This is a genomic window from Mucilaginibacter aurantiaciroseus (assembly GCF_024055595.1).
Classification (GTDB): Bacteria; Bacteroidota; Bacteroidia; order Sphingobacteriales; family Sphingobacteriaceae; genus Mucilaginibacter; species Mucilaginibacter aurantiaciroseus.
On sequence record NZ_JAMXOF010000003.1, the window covers coordinates 370,099 to 387,948 of the forward strand.

The 17,850-nt window shown below is 45.1% G+C and carries 12 protein-coding genes; 7 read left to right on the forward strand and 5 right to left on the reverse strand.

The features are described from left to right. The first annotated feature begins 43 nt into the window (after positions 1-43). From NAF17_RS14960 to infB, 6 genes are all read left to right on the forward strand, one after another. Positions 44-2,416 (forward strand): S9 family peptidase, encoded by a 2,373-nt coding sequence (locus NAF17_RS14960; protein WP_252758812.1) that lies wholly within the window; start codon positions 44-46, stop codon positions 2,414-2,416. A 297-nt stretch (positions 2,417-2,713) separates the two neighbouring features. Beyond that, positions 2,714-2,959 carry a hypothetical protein gene (locus NAF17_RS14965; RefSeq protein ID WP_252758813.1) on the forward strand — a complete coding sequence of 82 codons (246 nt, stop codon included), beginning with the start codon at positions 2,714-2,716 and terminating at the stop codon, positions 2,957-2,959. A 47-nt stretch (positions 2,960-3,006) separates the two neighbouring features. Then, positions 3,007-3,453: a hypothetical protein gene (locus tag NAF17_RS14970; RefSeq protein WP_252758814.1), complete on the forward strand. Its 447-nt coding sequence runs from the start codon at positions 3,007-3,009 to the stop codon at positions 3,451-3,453. A 139-nt stretch (positions 3,454-3,592) separates the two neighbouring features. Then, positions 3,593-4,057, forward strand: a complete 465-nt coding sequence (rimP, locus tag NAF17_RS14975; protein WP_252758815.1) for a ribosome assembly cofactor RimP — start codon at positions 3,593-3,595, stop codon at positions 4,055-4,057. Positions 4,058-4,060: 3 nt separating this feature from the next. Next, complete coding sequence (gene nusA, locus NAF17_RS14980; RefSeq protein ID WP_252758816.1) at positions 4,061-5,296, forward strand: transcription termination factor NusA; 1,236 nt, start codon at positions 4,061-4,063, stop codon at positions 5,294-5,296. A 59-nt stretch (positions 5,297-5,355) separates the two neighbouring features. Next, on the forward strand, positions 5,356-8,370 hold the full coding sequence (gene infB, locus NAF17_RS14985; protein ID WP_252758817.1) for a translation initiation factor IF-2: 3,015 nt from the start codon (positions 5,356-5,358) through the stop codon (positions 8,368-8,370). Between the two features lie 198 nt (positions 8,371-8,568). Here infB and NAF17_RS14990 read toward each other — a convergent pair whose 3' ends face one another. Further along, positions 8,569-11,169, reverse strand: coding sequence for a ligase-associated DNA damage response DEXH box helicase (locus NAF17_RS14990; RefSeq protein WP_252758818.1), 2,601 nt, complete (start codon positions 11,167-11,169; stop codon positions 8,569-8,571). A 210-nt stretch (positions 11,170-11,379) separates the two neighbouring features. Here NAF17_RS14990 and NAF17_RS14995 point away from each other — a divergent pair, with 210 nt between their 5' ends. Then, positions 11,380-11,550, forward strand: a complete 171-nt coding sequence (locus tag NAF17_RS14995; protein ID WP_252758819.1) for a hypothetical protein — start codon at positions 11,380-11,382, stop codon at positions 11,548-11,550. A 388-nt stretch (positions 11,551-11,938) separates the two neighbouring features. Here the strand turns inward: NAF17_RS14995 and NAF17_RS15000 are convergent, their stop codons facing one another. The 4 genes from NAF17_RS15000 to NAF17_RS15015 all read right to left on the reverse strand — a co-directional run bounded on the left by NAF17_RS15000 (position 11,939) and on the right by NAF17_RS15015 (position 17,754). Then, entirely contained in the window at positions 11,939-14,803 is a 2,865-nt protein-coding gene (locus NAF17_RS15000) for a M16 family metallopeptidase (RefSeq protein ID WP_252758820.1), read from the reverse strand. Between the two features lie 62 nt (positions 14,804-14,865). Continuing rightward, positions 14,866-15,327, reverse strand: a complete 462-nt coding sequence (locus NAF17_RS15005; protein ID WP_252758821.1) for a DUF2059 domain-containing protein — start codon at positions 15,325-15,327, stop codon at positions 14,866-14,868. Between the two features lie 23 nt (positions 15,328-15,350). Next, the gene (locus tag NAF17_RS15010; protein WP_252758822.1) at positions 15,351-15,830 is read right to left on the reverse strand and encodes a hypothetical protein; all 480 of its coding nucleotides are present in this window, start codon (positions 15,828-15,830) and stop codon (positions 15,351-15,353) included. A gap of 4 nt (positions 15,831-15,834) precedes the next feature. Then, entirely contained in the window at positions 15,835-17,754 is a 1,920-nt protein-coding gene (locus NAF17_RS15015) for a glucosamine-6-phosphate deaminase (RefSeq protein WP_252758823.1), read from the reverse strand. Positions 17,755-17,850 lie beyond the last annotated feature (96 nt).

The following is a 17,850-nucleotide window of genomic DNA, read 5'->3' on the forward strand; positions in this document are numbered from 1 at the left end:
TAACTAAACTGCTAAATTGCAACGCCTAACAGCATTTTGTGATATGAAAATACGCTTTACCTTATTGTTAATTTGCTTCGGTTTTGCCGCAACAGCTCAAACCCTTGGTCCGCTTACTGTAGAAAAAATCATGCGCGACCCAAAATGGATGGGTACATCGCCAAGCAACATCCGCTGGAGCGACGACAGCAAAAAGATTTATTTTAACTGGAACCCAAACAAAACCGAGCGCGATGAACTTTTCTTCATCACCACCAATAACACAAAACCGCAAAAGGCGGGTACTATCGAGCGCCGCGACATGGTGCCCGAAAATGGCAAGTGGAACAAGGCCCGCACCCTTAAAACTTATGAGGAAGATGGCGATATCTACGTATGGCGGGCAGGCAGCGGTAAAATTGTACAGCTAACCCACACCACAGGCCGCGAAAGCAACCCAACCTTTACCGGCGATGAAGGCAGCATTGTTTACACCTGCGATAATAACCTTTACCAGCTTAAGATAAGCAAAGGCGAACTTACCCAGCTAACCAATTTTGTAAAAGCCACATCTGCAGAAAAGAAACCCGCAAAAGATACCGAGCAAGCCCGCTGGCTTAAAAAGCAGCAAGCAGAAATGTTTGATATTGTTAAAGTAAACGACAAAGACCGCAAGCTGGATTCGGCAGAGCGTGCGCAAGATAAACCTGTTAAATTAAAAGAGATAGCTTTTGGCGATAAGCGTTTGAACGGCGTACAGCTTAGTCCGGATGGCAGGTATATAACCTACAGGCTGATCAAGGAGGCAGAAGTGGCAAGGGCGGGTATCGTGCCCAACTATGTAACCTCATCCGGCTACACCGAAGATATCCCTAACCGTACCAAGGTGGGTGCCCCACAGGCTACATCAGAGAGTTTTATATTTGATACGCAACGCGATACGGTTTATGCCATTGCCACCAAAGACATCCCCGGTATAAAAGATATCCCCGCGTTTTACAGCGATTACCCTAAGGAATTAGAAGCCCTAAAAAAGGCAAATGCCGACCGTAAGGTGGATATAACCGCCCCATATTGGAGCCCCGATGGTAAGTATGCGGTTGTAAATGTAGAATCGCAGGATAATAAGGACCGCTGGCTGATGAAACTTGATACCGCGACAGGCAAACTTACTTTATTAGACCGCCAGCACGACGATGCCTGGATAGGCGGCCCCGGTACCGGTGGTTTTTTTGCCGATGGCAGCCTGGGCTGGGCAGATAACACCCACTTCTATTTCCAGAGCGAAGCGAGCGGTTACTCGCACCTGTATATGGCCGATGTAATGAGCGGAAAGAAAAAGCAACTAACATCCGGCAAATGGGAAGTGCAAACCCTGCACCTGTCGAACGATAAAAAGACCTTTTACTTTACCGCTAATATCGAGCATCCCGGCGTAAAGCATTTCTACCGTATCCCGGTTACGGGTGGCGCACCTGTTAAAATCACCTCGATGAAAGGGGGTAACGAGATCGACCTTTCGCCCGATGAAAAATGGCTGGCAATCCGCTACTCATACTCCAACAAGCCGTGGGAGCTTTACGTGCAGCCAAACAAGCCCGGTGCAAAAGCAGTGCAGGTAACCAATTCGGTTACAGAAGAATTTAAATCGTACCCATGGAAAGAGCCGGAGGTGATCAGCTTTAAAAACCGCTATGGCAAGGATATTTACGCGCGGTTGTATCAGCCTAAAAACCCCGACCCGGCAAAACCAGCCGTGGTATTTGTACACGGCGCGGGCTACCTGCAAAACGTGCATTACTGGTGGAGCAGTTATTTCCGCGAGTATATGTTCAACAATATGCTGGTTGATAATGGCTACACTGTTATGGATATTGATTATACCGCAAGCTCCGGCTATGGCCGCGATATTCGTACCGGTATTTACCGCCACATGGGCGGTGCCGACCTTACCGACCAGGTAGATGGGGTAAAACTATTGGTTGAGAAATATGGTGTAAACCCCAAGCATGTTGGTTTATACGGCGGTTCGTACGGTGGCTTTATAACATTGATGGCCATGTTTACACAGCAGGATGTTTTTGCTTCAGGCGCGGCGTTGCGTTCGGTTACGGATTGGGCGCATTACAACCACGGTTATACCTCCAACATCCTTAATGAACCTTTTAACGATGAGAAGGCCTACCGACAAAGCTCGCCCATTTACTTTGCCGACGGCCTAAAAGGCCGCCTGCTGATGCTGCATGGTATGGTAGACCAGAACGTGAACTTCCAGGATATTGTAAGGTTAAGTCAACGCCTGATAGAGCTACACAAAGAGAACTGGGAACTTGCTCCGTTCCCGGTAGAAGACCACGGCTTTGTGCAACCCAGCAGCTGGGCGGATGAATATAAACGAATTTATAAGTTGTTTGAGGAAACGCTGAAAGGTAAGTAAAATAGAATGCATATGTGATGAAAGGTTGTTCTCAAACAAAATTGACGAATTGATACAAGAATTAAATCTAATGAGACCTCTTAAATGAGGTTTTTTATTTAGTTTAGTTTACTAAACAAAATAAAAAAAGGTTATGATAATTGCCGGGATAGTAGTATTCGTTATTGGTGTAATGTTGATTAATTTTCTAAATCCTAAAGAAGATGTTAGGGGTATTCAACTTATGCTTTGGCCCAAGATTTTAGCCTTATTAATTATTATAAGTGGGATCGTGGTTACAATAATTGGTTTTATACAATGAAAAAAGTATACTATTTTCTGTTGGGTATTCTATTGGTGCTGATCGTAACCAATCCGAGTTTAAAAGACTTTAAAGAAAATCAGGGGCATGAAACCTATGAAGGATTGACAAGGGATACTAACTTTTTTGTTTGTAGCATATATGTATCATCAGGTTATAATCCAGAAGGCACTACTTATTATGGGAAATACTTTGGGATATTAGGTAATTTTTTCTTTATAAGAAGTAAGAATTCAGACTAACAATTTGTAAAAATTCGACTGTGCTTTTGTCATATTACTTTTAATTAATGTATCCAAAAACCACAGGTTTAAAAACGCCTATATACATAGCGCTAATTGTTCTTTTCTTTGTTGCCTGCACTTCCGCAAAGCACCCGGCGCAAGTGCAAATTTCGCTCATCAATAACGGCCAATCTATTCAATTTAAAGGGCTGGATTATGTTGTGATGCAGGATATAGCCCGCGATAGCGATAAAAATGTGTGGCAAAACCTGGTGCCGGTTTACCGTATGCCTGCAGATACGGATATGAAGAATTACCAACCCGTGCAACCGGGGCGCTACCAGTTAAAAGACAGCGCGGTTGTTTTTACACCCGATACCTCATTTATAAAAGGGCAAACTTACTTTGTACGCAACTATCGCCTGGGCGAGGGTGCCACACTGATGGATTACATTAAAGGGCACTCCCAACCCGGTAAAGTGCATTTTATCGATTTGGTTTTTAAGCAATAAGCTTGCTAAAATCAAAAAGATATCTTACATTTGTATTTAAATAAAGAAAGAGGGGGCATTTGTCCCCTCTTTTATTTTATCAATCAAATTATCAACCGCCCTGTTAGCTATCGGGGGCAACCGGTAAAAACATACGATAATGAATATTGAAAAAAGAACAATAGAGCTGGTAGAGGAAAAGATTGCCGATATGCCAAACTTGTTTTTGGTGGATGTTAAAATGCATTCGAACGGCAGCCTTATTGTGCTGGTTGATGGGGATAACGGGATAGGGATTGCGGATTGTGTTGCCATAAGCAGGCATGTAGGCTTTCACCTCGAAGAAGAGAACGTGGTAGATACCCCATACAACCTGGAAGTTTCATCGCCGGGTATCGATACACCGCTAACGCTTAAAAGGCAATATGCTAAAAACATAGGCCGCACGTTAGCTATAAAGATGGACGACGGTGTAAAACGAGAAGGCATATTGAAAGAGGCCGGCGACGGCCACATTATAATAGAAGAAACAATAAAAGAAAAAGGGAAAAAGGCTGTAACTGTTGAAAGCACTATCCCGACAGATAAAATAACAGAAACAAAAGTTTTAATATCATTCAAGTAGAAGATGAGCAATATTAATTTAATTGATTCTTTTCAGGAATTTAAAGATTTCAAGAACATTGACCGCCCAACCATGATGAGCGTTCTGGAAGACGTTTTCAGAAGCATGATCAGAAAAAAATACGGTACAGATGAAAATTGTGACGTTATCGTTAACACCGATAATGGTGACTTAGAGATCTGGCGCACACGTACGGTTGTTGAGGATGGTTTTAGTGAAGATGACGACCTGGAGGTTGAATTGGCCGAAGCCAAAACAATTGATGCCGACCTTGAAATTGGCGACGAGCAAATTGAGCAGGTTACTTTAGAGAGCTTTGGCCGCAGGGCTATCCTTGCTGCCCGCCAAACCCTGGTATCTAAAATTTTAGAACTGGAGAAAGACGAGATCTTTAAGAAATATAAAGACCGCGTTGGCGAGATTGTTACCGGCGAGGTTTACCAGGTTTGGAAAAAAGAAACTTTGGTATTGGATGATGAAGGCAACGAGCTTTTATTGCCAAAAACTGAGCAAATCCCTGCCGATTACTTTAAAAAAGGTGATAGTGTTAGAGCGATAATCAGCAAGGTTGATATGTTAAATAGCAACCCTAAAATTATTATATCACGTACCGCGCCAGAGTTTTTACAGCGTTTATTTGAGATGGAAGTTCCCGAGATCTTCGACGGACTGATCACCATCAAGAAAATTGTTCGCGAACCGGGCGAGAGGGCTAAAGTTGCTGTTGAATCTTATGATGACCGTATCGATCCGGTTGGTGCCTGTGTGGGTATGAAAGGTTCACGTATCCATGGTATCGTTCGCGAGTTAAAGAATGAGAATATAGATGTAATAAACTTTACTAATAATATCCAGTTATACATCCAGCGTGCATTATCGCCTGCCAAAATCACTTCTATTAAGTTAGATGATGAGAAAAAGACAGCGGCAGTGTACTTAAAGCCAGACCAGGTATCATTAGCTATTGGCCGTGGCGGCCATAACATTAAACTGGCAGGTAAATTGACAGGGTATGAAATTGATGTTTACCGCGAGGCCGATGAGCATGACGAGGATGTGGATATCGAAGAATTCTCAGATGAGATCGATAGCTGGATCTTAGACGAATTTAAACGTATTGGGCTTGATACAGCGAAATCTGTATTGGCACTTTCTGTGGGCGAATTGGTTAAACGTACCGATCTTGAAGAAGAAACAATAAAAGAAGTTTTATCAGTTCTGCAGGCAGAATTTGAATAAACGTAGAAACAAGAATTAAAATCGTATTTTTGCGATAATTAGCAGAGAAAATTTAATAAATGTCAGAAGACAAATCCATAAAATTAATAAAAGCAGTAAAAGAACTGAACATTGGTATGGGTACCATTGTCGATTTTTTAGCTACCAAAGGCTATAAGGTTGAAAAGCAACCTATGGCTAAGCTGGATAACGATATGTACACAACCCTGTTAAAGGAATTTGCTGTAGATAAAATTATTAAGGAGGAGGCCAAGCAGATCAAGATAGGCAACATCCGCAAGGAAGAAGGTGTGCAAACATCTGATAAACCAGCAGAGCAGCCGCGTCGTTCCCGTGATTTCGAGAACGAGGAGATCCTGATTAAAAACACCGGCCATTTTACTTCGTTGCCGGCTGAAAAGCCAAAACCAGCCGAACCTGTACAGGAAAAAGCCGAAGAACGCAGCCACGAGGGATTACCGGGTGTAAAGGTGATTGGTAAAATAGACCTTAATAATCTTAATGCGAAACCACCGGTTGAAGAAAAAGCAGCACCTGTTGTTGCCGAAACCCCCAAAGCACCGGAGCCGGTTGCAGAAAAACCTGCACCAGTGGTTGAAGCACCCAAAGTAGCCGAGCCTGTTATAGAAAAACCTGCACCGGTTGTTGAGGCGCCAAAAGCACCTGAACCTGTTGCAGAGAAACCTGCACCTGTTGCAGAAGTGCCAAAAGCACCAGAGCCTGTTGCAGAGAAACCTGCGCCGGTTGCTGAAGTGCCAAAAGCACCGGTAGCTGAAATTGCCCCCGAGGCAGCAGCACCCGCAGCAGAAGCCGAAGGAGACGACGTTATCCGCGCGAGCGCAGAGCGTTTAAGCGGGCCAAAAATTATCGGTAAGATACAACTGCCGGTTAACCAGCCTAAACGCGGTGGCCCTGTTGCGTCTTCATCAAGCGCTGCAGGCAGCGCTGCAGATCTGAAACGCAAACGTAAACGTAAAGATCAGCAAGGCGGCCCGGGTGGTGGTAATGGCACAGGCCAGCAAGCCCCGCCAAGCGGCATTATCAATCCAAACCGTCCCGATTTCAGGAACAGACCAGCAGGCCCTCCGGGTGGCGGCGGTAACCGTCCTGATTTTAGAGGAGGAAGGCCTGCTACAGGCGGCGGCCCTAAAGAAGAACCTACAGAAAAGGATATACAAGACCAGATCAAGGCTACACTTGCACGCTTGAGCGGCGCGGGTAAGTCTGGTAAGTTTGCACAGCGTGCCAAATTCCGCCGTCAAAAGCGTGATGATGTTGCCGCCAATGCGGATGAACTGGCAATGGAGCAGGACGCGATGTCTAAAATTATTAAGGTTACCGAGTTTGTTACAGCAAACGAGTTGGCTTTGATGATGGATGTATCGGTAACACAAATTATCTCAACTTGTATGAGTTTGGGTATGTTTGTGTCTATCAACCAGCGCTTGGATGCCGAAACCTTAAGCATTGTTGCTGATGAGTTTGGCTACCAGGTTGAGTTTGTGAAACCACAGGATGAAGAGTTTATACTTGACCAGCCTGATGAGCCGGAAGATCTTATTCCACGTGCACCTATCGTGACCATTATGGGCCACGTCGATCACGGTAAAACATCGTTACTGGATTTTATCCGCAAAACAAACGTAATTGGTGGTGAAGCCGGGGGTATTACCCAGCACATTGGCGCTTACGAAGTTACCCTGGCGGATGATAAGAAAATTACATTCCTGGATACACCGGGCCACGAGGCGTTTACCGCCATGCGTGCAAGGGGTGCACAGGTAACAGATATTGTTATTGTAGTAATTGCTGCTGATGACAGCGTGATGCCGCAAACCCGCGAGGCCATAAACCACGCGCAGGCTGCAGGCGCACCTATCATTTTCGCTTTTAACAAAATTGACAGGCCGGGTGCAAACGCCGATAAGGTACGTGAGCAACTGTCAGCCATGAATATTTTGGTTGAAGAGTGGGGCGGTAAATACCAAACACAAGAGATATCGGCTAAAACCGGTTTAAATATCGAACTTTTGTTAGAGAAAGTATTGCTTGAGGCAGAATTGCTTGAGCTTAAAGCTAACCCTAACAAACGCGCCGTTGGTACAGTAATAGAAGCAGCCTTAGATAAAGGCCGTGGTATTGTTACCACCATATTGGTACAGGCAGGCCGCCTAAAAGTGGGCGACGCGATATTAGCGGGTTGTTACAGCGGGCGTGTTAAGGCCTTAACTAATGAACGTGGCCAAAGGGTTGAATCTGCAGGGCCATCTACACCGGTACAGGTGTTGGGTATGCAGGGCGCTCCTACAGCCGGCGATAAATTCAACGTATTAGATACCGAGCCGGAAGCCCGCGAAATTGCGAACAAACGTTTACAATTACAGCGCGAACAAGGTTTACGTACCCAAAAACACATTACACTTGACGAGATTGGCCGCCGTTTGGCAGTTGGTAACTTTAAGGAACTTAACATTATTGTTAAGGGTGACGTGGATGGTTCTATCGAGGCGTTATCAGATTCGTTGCTGAAACTGTCTACCGAGCAGATTCAGGTGAACATCATATCAAAGGCAGTTGGTCAAATCTCCGAGTCGGATGTATTGTTAGCTTCTGCATCAGATGCGATCATCATCGGTTTCCAGGTACGTCCTTCGGGAAGTGCGCGTAAACTGGCCGAAGCCGAGCAAATTGACATCAGGTTGTATTCTATCATCTACGATGCTATCAACGAGATAAAATTGGCGATGGAAGGTATGCTTGCACCAACGTTTGAAGAGAAAATTGTGGCTAACGTAGAGATCCGCGAAACCTTCAAGATAAGCAAGGTTGGTACAATTGCAGGTTGTATGGTGTTAGATGGTAAAATTAACCGTAATAGCAAGATCCGTATCGTTCGTGATGGTGTGGTAATTCACACAGGCGAACTGGCCTCACTAAAACGTTTTAAAGACGATGTGAAAGAAGTTGGAACCAATTACGAGTGTGGTTTGAACATCGCTAACTACAACAACATCGAAGTAGGTGACATTGTAGAAGCATACGAAAACGTAGAAGTAAAACGTAAATTAGCTTAATCGTTTAAGACGCGAAGTATCGCGTCTCTATTGAATATTTTAAAAGGACGGCTTATTGGCTGTCCTTTTTTTGTTTATACCGGTTAAAGCGCTATTGCAAGCTTTAGGGGGCAATATTCGATAGAAGAGTCGCCGACATCCCTATCGAAGATTTCCACGTCGCTATCGCTCCTCGTAGTAGCGCGCGGTTTATATTTTCTAAAACCCTTTCTTCCTCGTAGCCCCAACCTTCCTGCTCCTTGGTGATGGTTTATCCGATTCCTCATCAACATCATATCTGCGGGCCATTTTGGCGATACGTTCTTCCATGGTTTCGGTAGTGAGGCGTTCGCGGCCAAGGCTGTCTACCAGTATCGGGAAGGCGAAGGGTGTTGGCCGTTCAATAACTTTTAAGACGATACTTTGCGTTTGAATGCGCTGTAACGCCGCACGTAGACGGAACTCCTCTAATTGAAAAGCAAGTGCCTCGTTATTGGCCTGGCGAATGAGCAGGTTATCGGGCTCATATTCGTTAAACACCTCAAAAAGCAATGACGTAGAAGCCTGTAAGTGTTTATTCTTCACCTGCTGGCCCGGATAGCCGGTAAACACCAATCCACCAATATGCGCGATATCCCTGAACTTGCGCCGCGCCATTTCATTGGCATTTAAGCTATTTTGGATGTCATCTATCAGGTTATTGATGGAGAAGAAATCGGCATCTTCCAAAGCTTCCTCAATGGGGATATCCTCGTCGGTCAGTAACTCAAAACCATAATCATTCATGGCGATGGAGAAACTGGCGGGTTTGATTTTAGAGATCCTGTAAGCAAGCAAACTCGCCATACCCTCGTGTACCAACCGCCCTTCGAAAGGGTAAAACAACAAATGGTGGCCCTCGCGGGATTTAAAAGATTCAATCAAAAACTCGTGGCTCTGCGGCAGGTGAGATAGTTTGGCTTGCAGATCAAACAGCGGTTTAAGCGCTTTTACTTCAATATCTGTTTCTATCCCTTGGGCCACCTCATCCAGTTTATCGCGAAACACTGCGGATAACTGCGAAGATAATGGCATGCGGCCACCGGCCCAACTTGGTATCAGCCCTTTGGTTTTGGTTGATTTTTTGACGTAGGCAGTCATTTCCTTCACCTTAATAAACTCCAGGCTGCGGCCGGCAAACCAAAACGTACTACCCGGTTTAAGTTTCGATATAAAGCTTTCCTCCAAGGTACCCAGGCTGCCGCCACTTAACCACTTCACGCGGATACTTAATTCGCTCGTTATGGTACCGATGCTTAGTCGGTGCCGCATGGCTACCCGGCGGCTGTTTACTTTAAAAAGGCCGTTCTCTACCTCTACCTTTAAAAATTCATCGTACTGGGCAAGGGTTTTGCCGCCGTTGGTTATAAAATCTAAAAGCTGGTTAAACTCATCACGGCGCAGGTCGGCAAAGGCAAAAGTGCTTTTTACCTCGCGGAACAATTCATTGGCCCTGAAACCATCCGATACCGCCAGCGTAACCATAAACTGGATGAGCACATCAAATGTAAGCAGCATGGGGTCGCGGCTCTCGAAAACACCTTTTTTGATAGCGCTTTTTAATGCGGCACCCTCCAATAGTTCCAAAGAGTGGGTAGGCACGAAGTATGCTTTTGAGATCGCCCCGGGATGGTGCCCGCTTCGCCCTGCGCGTTGCATAAACCTGGCGACACCCTTGGGGCTTCCAATCTGCACAACCGCGTCTACGGGCCTAAAATCGACCCCTAGGTCGAGGCTTGAAGTACACACCACCACTTTAAGCGCTTCGGCATGTAAGGCTTGTTCTACCCAGTTACGGATCTCGTTATCCAGCGAGCCGTGATGCATGGCCATAATGCCGGCATACTCGGGGTAATTATCTATAATGGCATGATACCAAATCTCGCTTTGCGACCGCGTATTGGTGAAAATTAGCGTGGTTTTGCTTTTAGCGACGATCTCCATCACCTGCGGCAATAGCTTTACGCCAATGTGCCCGGCCCAGCTGTAATTCTCAATGTTTTCGGGGATGACGGATTCTATCACCAGCTTTTTATCTATATTGGCCCTAACCATTTTAATCCGCTCCGGTGGGAAATCGTTACCTAATAAAACTTCGGCAGCTTGTTCCAGATTGCCTATGGTTGCGGAAATACCCCAGATACGAAGATGTAAGATATTAGATATTAGATTTAAGACAGGCTCCTTTTCCGCTCCCCGCACTTCTTTCTCCGTACCTAAACCTTTCAACCTGCTTAACCCCAACTCAACCTGCACACCACGTTTGGTGCCCAGCAACTCGTGCCATTCGTCGCATACCACCACCTGCAACCCTTTAAAAACTTTGTCGTATTCTTTTTGGGCTAGCATCAGGTGCAGGCTTTCGGGGGTGGTGAGTAGTACTTCGGGCAGTTTGCGTTTAAGGGCGGCTTTTTCTGCTGTGGAGGTATCGCCCGTGCGGGTCATAATGCGCCATGGCAGGCCTACGTCATCGCATACTTCCTGCATAGCTTTGCGGATGTCGTTGGTAAGTGCGCGTAATGGTGTTATCCACAGCATCAGCAATCCGTTGTCCTTTTGAGTGGTATAAGTGTCCGGGTATTTATTAATAAAATCGGCAAGGAAAGGCAGAAAAAGCGCGAAGGTTTTACCACTGCCAGTGGGTGCGTTCAACAAACCCGAAAAGCCCGACAGGTAGGCCTCTTCCATCTCTTTTTGAAACGGGAATTGCTTCCATTGCTTTTGCCTGTACCATTCCCGAATTACTTTTTGTCCTTTAGATGCCATTGTTTTTGCCAACATAACCCGCTTTTACGGGTTATGTGTATCAACTGTAAATTAAACAAATTGTTACAACAATGAACATCTCATAATATTTAATTATACTAGGTATGCTGTAGCAATTACAGCATACCAGCAAAATAAAGCACCAAAGCGGCAGATACGGTTACTAAATCTGATACCATAGCAACTACAGATGCCATTAAAACTACCGATACTACAACAGTTGATATGCCCGGCTATAAACCTGTGCCACTGGCGCAATTGGTAGTACCCGGAATTAGTGTTGGGCAAACCGCTATTAACCAAAGCGGCGAGGATGTACATAAAAAGGAAGGAACCCCTGGCGGTTGCGATGCGGCAATGGGTAAAAGGTATTTCGACATGGTATGCCAACCATGATACTATGGGCTTCGTTACCCAAATGTAATTTTCGCGCGGGCGGGGCGACGAGATTAAGCGTGTTAAACAGATCAGTGTTACCACGCCATTTTTTAAGATCAATAGCAAAGTATATACAGGAACTCATTTAAAAAGCATGTGGTAAGCTTATAAATTAAAAAAGGCAGCCACATTCACCGATAAAGGCTAAGCGCGTTCAATGTGGATGATAAAGATATCATCACCTGTATTACCGTGCATGAGCCCGGCCGCGGGGCGGTATCAACTTATCTGCCCCTCTTCTCCGATCTAAAACCATGAATTGTCCTGAAATAAGATCCAACTTAAATAAAATAAGCCTCCCAATGCAAATCGGGAGGCTTATTTCAGGACGATTCATAAGAGATGGTTATTTCTTCTCCGGCATTAAAATAACCTTTGCCAGGTTGGCATTGTTTAAATATTTGTTGGCCGCATCTTTGGTGCTTTGCACGGTAACTTTCTCCAGGTTTTTAACGTGGCTAAGAATGTCATCCGGGTTTTGGTCGTTTTGTATGGCACCGGCAAGGTAACCGGCCCAGGCTACGTTTTGTTTAAGCTGTACCTGGGTAGAACGGGCCTCTTCAGCTGCAAATTTTTGAATGTCGACAGGTTGTGCACCTGTTTGTTTTATCTTACCGATCTCTTCAAGCGTAGCAGCTACCAATTTATCAACGTTTGCCGCGGCACAGGTGAACGCGATAGTTATGGTGTAGCGGCCTTCGGGATTTTTAACATAATTTGCCCTGATGCCCGGCGCGTAAATGCCGCTTTCCTGCTCGCGCAGGCGTTCAACAAGTTTAATGTTCAGTACTTCTTCCAGCGCATCTAACTGCATGTTGTTAGCTTCGTTAAATTCGTAAGCGCCGCTGTAAATCATTTGCACGTTGGCTTTGTCATCAATGCCCTTATAAACGGTTTTGGTAAGCTGGCCTGCTGCCGGGTACATTTTCAGGTTCTTAAAAGTTTCTTTTTTGTTGGTTGATGGCAGGCCACCAAGGTAAGTAGAAAGGAAAGGTTTGATCATCTCCACATTAAAATTACCTACTAAAACAAAGGTAAAATTACTTGCATCGGTAAATCTATCTTTATAAAAACTGAAAGATCTATCAAAATTTGCCGTGTTTAAACGCTCTAATGTAGTAGCGCCAAAACGGAAATTATTATTGCTCAGCACAGAAGATAGCGTATCCTGGAAAACACTTTGCGGGTCGAGCCCGCGGTTAGCCAATAGTGCTTTGGTTTGCAACATGGTGCCTTTCCAAATATCGGCATCTTTGCGTGGCTGGGTAAAGTAAAGATAGATGAGCTGCAATGCGGTCTCAAAATCGCGTGGTGAAGAACTTGCCCTAATGCCCTGGGTTAATTCACTAATGTATGGTGTTACATTAACATCTTTACCGGCAAGCATTTTATCCAGCTGGCCCTGGTTAAATTCGGAGATGCCGCTACTGCCCACAATAGAGCCGGCGAAACTTGCAGAGGTGTAATCGGCATCGCTGGCAAGGGAGGTTCCACCAAAGCCCGAACCATTGATCAGGATCTGGTCGTTTTTAAATTGGGTTGGTTTCAAGATTACCTTAAGCCCGTTCTCGAATGTTAAAGTAGTTGTGCCGATAGCCTCGTCTTTTAACTCAGACACAATTTTAGAGCCCTGCGGCTCTTTATCCATCAACGGTTTGCTGGTAACGTTATCTACATAAGCGGTAACACCGTTCCCGGCGGCGCTTATCCAGCTAAGAATAGCTTTTTCATCGGGTAGTTTATCTTTATCCTTTTCCGGGCCCTCAACCAGTATTACACGGTTTTGGTCGCTGATGAACTGGCCTGCAAGGGCGTTCATTTCGGCAAGCGTAATTTTGCCGACGTTGCTTATATAAAAGTTATATTCAAAATCGATCCCCGGTATAGCTTCGCCGGTTAAGAAGTTTTTAGTATACTCACTTACGTAATTAGCGGAGTTGGTTTTGCTTTTTTCGTAAAAAGCATTTTGGATACCTACCAAACCCTGCTGTTTTGCGCGTTCCAGCTCGGTTAGGGTGAAGCCAAATTTGCGGGCACGTTCTGTTTCAGCAACGGCGGCCTTAACGGCGGCTTCTAATCCATCCGGTTTTGATACCACTATTGATGAAAATGCATCCTGTTTTCCAATTAGCGGGGCGTAACTTGTACTTGCGTACAGGAATGGCGGTTCTGGTTTTTGCTGCAGTTCGCCAAGCCTTTGGTTAAGCATAAAATTGAACAGCGATATGCGGATGCTTTGCAAGTAACCCGTAGTGGTACGCACAACTGCATGGGGGTGCTTAACAATGATTTGTGCAAGGGTGTACGGAAATTCTTTATCCGTAACCACTTTTACAACAGTACCGGGTGTTGGCGCTACGTTAAAATCCGGACGAGGTTTTTTAGCAATAGGGTTTTTTAAACCCGAGAAGTTTGCTTTTATTAAAGCCTCTACACGTTTCACATCAAAATCACCTACAACAATCACCGACTGTAGGTCCGGCCGGTACCAATCGCTGTAAAAACTTTTAATAGTAGCCGCATCAAAGTTTTTTATAATAGCCTCCTGGCCAATTGGCAAACGGGAGGCGTATTTCGAATTATTTAACAGAACAGGCAGCGTTAACAGGCTTAAACGCTCCTGCGCGTTTTTACCACGCAGGCGCGCTTCTTCCAAAACAACGCCGCGTTCTTTATCTAACTCGGCCTGGTCAAAACTTATGTAGCCTGCCCAGTTAGCCAAAATGTTAAAACCTTTTTCAAAAACAGCGGCGCTATCTGTAGGTAATGGCAGCTGGTAAACGGTTTCGTCAAAAGAGGTGTATGCGTTTAGGTCGGCACCAAACTTAACGCCCGATTTTTGCAGATAATTAACCAATGTATTCTTTGGAAAATCGCGCGTACCGTTGAAGGCCATGTGCTCGGTAAAGTGGGCAAGGCCTTGCTGGGCGTCGGTTTCCAAAATAGAGCCAACTTTATTTACTAAGTATAGTTCAGCGCGTTTTTGAGGCTGCTCGTTATGGCGGATATAGTAGGTTAAGCCGTTTGGCAGTTTGCCAATAATAACGTCTTTATCTACCGGCAATACATTTGGCGGGGCAATTGCCGCCGCGGCCGATGTTGGTTTGTTTCGTGGCGATGGGGTTGGCTTACGTTTTACCTGCGCATTTGCACTGCCCGATGCGATGAGTAAGGCAAGCGCGGCTACATATAAAGTTCTGTTAATGTTCATATTTAAATTAAAAAGTGAATATATTATTAAGATACTCAACGAATATCTTAGTTACAAATTGTTTATGGCGTTTTAAATGCTTCCTGCATCATTTGCTGCAGCTCGGCCTGGTGGCTTTGCACAGCTTGTTGCCCAATAGCTGCACCTTTTTGAAATAACGCCGGTTGCTTTTGATTGAGCTTGGTGCCTAATGGAGAGCGGTAAAATGTGGCAAGATCTTTCAATTCTTTTTCGGTAAACTCTTGTACATATAAGGCGGCCATCTGGTCTTTTATCAAATCCCAGTTCATGTATTTGCCCATAAAAGTATTCATGATCTCGATGAACTTTGGCTTTTTATCCTCAGGAACATTGGCGCTGGCCTGCGTTACCATTGCCGACATGTTTTCTTTTAACTGCTTACCCGCCCCCGACGCTAAAAGTACATCTTCGGCTGCTTTTAAATGTGACGGGGTGATTGCAAGAGTTTGCGCTTTTACCGCGCCGCATATTAGTAATGCGATGATTAAGAATTTGTATTTCATGTGTTTGTGATAAAAAGATATTATTATTCAGCTTCATCATAAATTCTGGTGTAATCCGCGAATTCAGAGTTAATTAAGGATTGTTCTAATAAGTTTTTGGCTATTTCGAAATCCACCACAAAACAACAAACTTCCATCGTTCCGCTCCCGGCACTTCCACCATCGCAATGGCCGAGACCTGTCCAACCAAGTAAATCATCCATTTTATTTTGAAGCCTTGTTCTTTTCTCAAGATCCGCAAGTGTTCCCATCCCATCTATTTCATATTCAATTAACAGAGTAATGTGGTCATCTACATCTATTTCCCTAAAGCCGTCGTTTGTGTTTTCAATGATCTCTTTTTGTATTTTACTTTTAAAGGGTTTAAACAATCCCGGCTTAACTTCTTTACTTTCACCTTTTGAGCCTATAATTCCCCAGTGAACTATACCTGTACCCGAGTCTTTATCCCAAGTTTCCCAATAATGTAGTTCGTTATTTGTTCTGCGATATAATTTGATCATGGGTTTAAAATTTGTACCTCACAAAGGCTTCCATGGCAGCATATTCTGCCATACCTAAGCGGTCGTAATTTTGAGCGGTTTCGCGGTTGCGGTCTTCGGCGCGTACCCAAAACTCGCGTGCATCATCCCCCGGGAAAACGGGTTTATCCTTTTGCGACTGGTGTTTAAAAATAGCACTGCGTTTGCGCAACACTTCGGCCGGCGAAAGCGGTACAGCCATTTCAATTTCATAAGTAGGGAACTCCTGCCACGCGCCGCGGTACATCCAAACCCAGCAATCATTTACCCAAGCCTCGGTTTTGCGCAGGCGGCGTAAAGATTCAATGATGATATTAAAACATACAATGTGCGTACCGTGCGGGTCGGCAAAATCGCCTGCGGTGAACACCTGCTGTGGCTTTACTTTTTGCAGCAACTCCATCGTTTGTTTAATATCTTTTTCACCAACCGAGTTTTTCTGGGTTTTACCCGTCTCATAAAAAGGCAGGGCCTGGAAATGGATATTACTATCCGGCAGCCCGGCATAGCGCGCACCTGCAATGGCTTCTGTTTTACGGATAAACCCCTTTACATCGCGAATTTCTAACGAATCGATCTGGTTAGGTTCCTTGATTGCCATAAACTGGCGCATATCATCATAAATGCCTTTCATTTTTGATGCGTCTTCGCCAACGCTTTTCTTAAAATCGATGGCAAACTCCACAAAGCGCAGTACATCATCATCCCAAACGGCGGTGTTGCCGGATGTTTGGTAAGCCACATGCACGTCATGCCCCTGGTCAACCAGGCGAATGAATGTGCCGCCCATCGAGATCACATCATCATCGGGGTGCGGAGAGAACACGATAGATCGTTTTTTTGCAGGCTCGGCACGTTCGGGGCGCTGGCTGTCGTCGGCCCCCGGTTTACCACCTGGCCAACCCGTAATGGTGTGCTGTAGCTGGTTAAATATATTAATGTTGATCTGGTACACCGGCCCTTGCTCTACGGCAAGCTGCGCCATGCCATTGCTGTTATAATCTTCTTCGGTTAGTTTTAGAATAGGTTTGCCAACGGTATCTGATAGCCAGATCACCGCCTTTTTGATCAGCAAGTTTTCCCAAACGCAATCTTTCACCAGCCATGGGGTATCAAAACGGGTAAGGCCGGATGCGGCATCAATGTCCAAAACAAACTCAACATTATCTGACAATTGCAGGAAGGTGGCCGGGACTTCGCCCGAAATTTCGCCTTCTACCGCTTTACGGACAATCGGCGCTTTTTTGGCGCTCCAGGCCATCAAAATAATTTCGCGGGCTTTAAAAATGGTGCCCACACCCATGGTAATGGCTTTGGTGGGCACGTTTTGTTTACCACCAAAATCGCGCGAAGCATCACGGCGGGTAAGGTCATCCAAAGTAACCAAACGTGTGCCCGAGTTTGGTGCAGAGCCCGGCTCGTTAAAGCCAATGTGACCGGTACGGCCAATACCTAAGATCTGCAAGTCTAAACCACCAAGTTCTTCTATCTGTCGTTCGTAGGCTAAACAAAAATCGGCAACCGCATCCTGTGGTAAAGTGCTATTGGGGATGTGAATGTTAGCTTTTTTGATATCTACATGGTTAAATAAATTCTCGTTCATGAAGGTAACGTAACTTTGTACCGCGTCAGGCTTCATAGGGTAATATTCATCCAGGTTAAAAGTGATCACGTTTTTGAACGATAGCGCTTCCTCTTTATGTAGGCGTACCAACTCGGCATAAACTTTTATGGGGGTAACACCCGTTGCCAGGCCAAGCACAGCCTGTTCGCCGGCAAAATCCTTTTTGCGGATCAGGTCGGCAATTCGTTTTGCAACGGCTACGGATGCCGAGTTTTGGTCGGAGTATACCGTAACGGGTAGTTTCTCGTACCGGGTTTCTTCTAATAAATTTAATCTGGCCATGGGCTTAGGGTTGTAATTGGTGTACAATTCTGCTAAACAAATATATAGGATATTTAGATACAGGCGGTTAAAATTTAACTTTTGTGGCGGGCTATA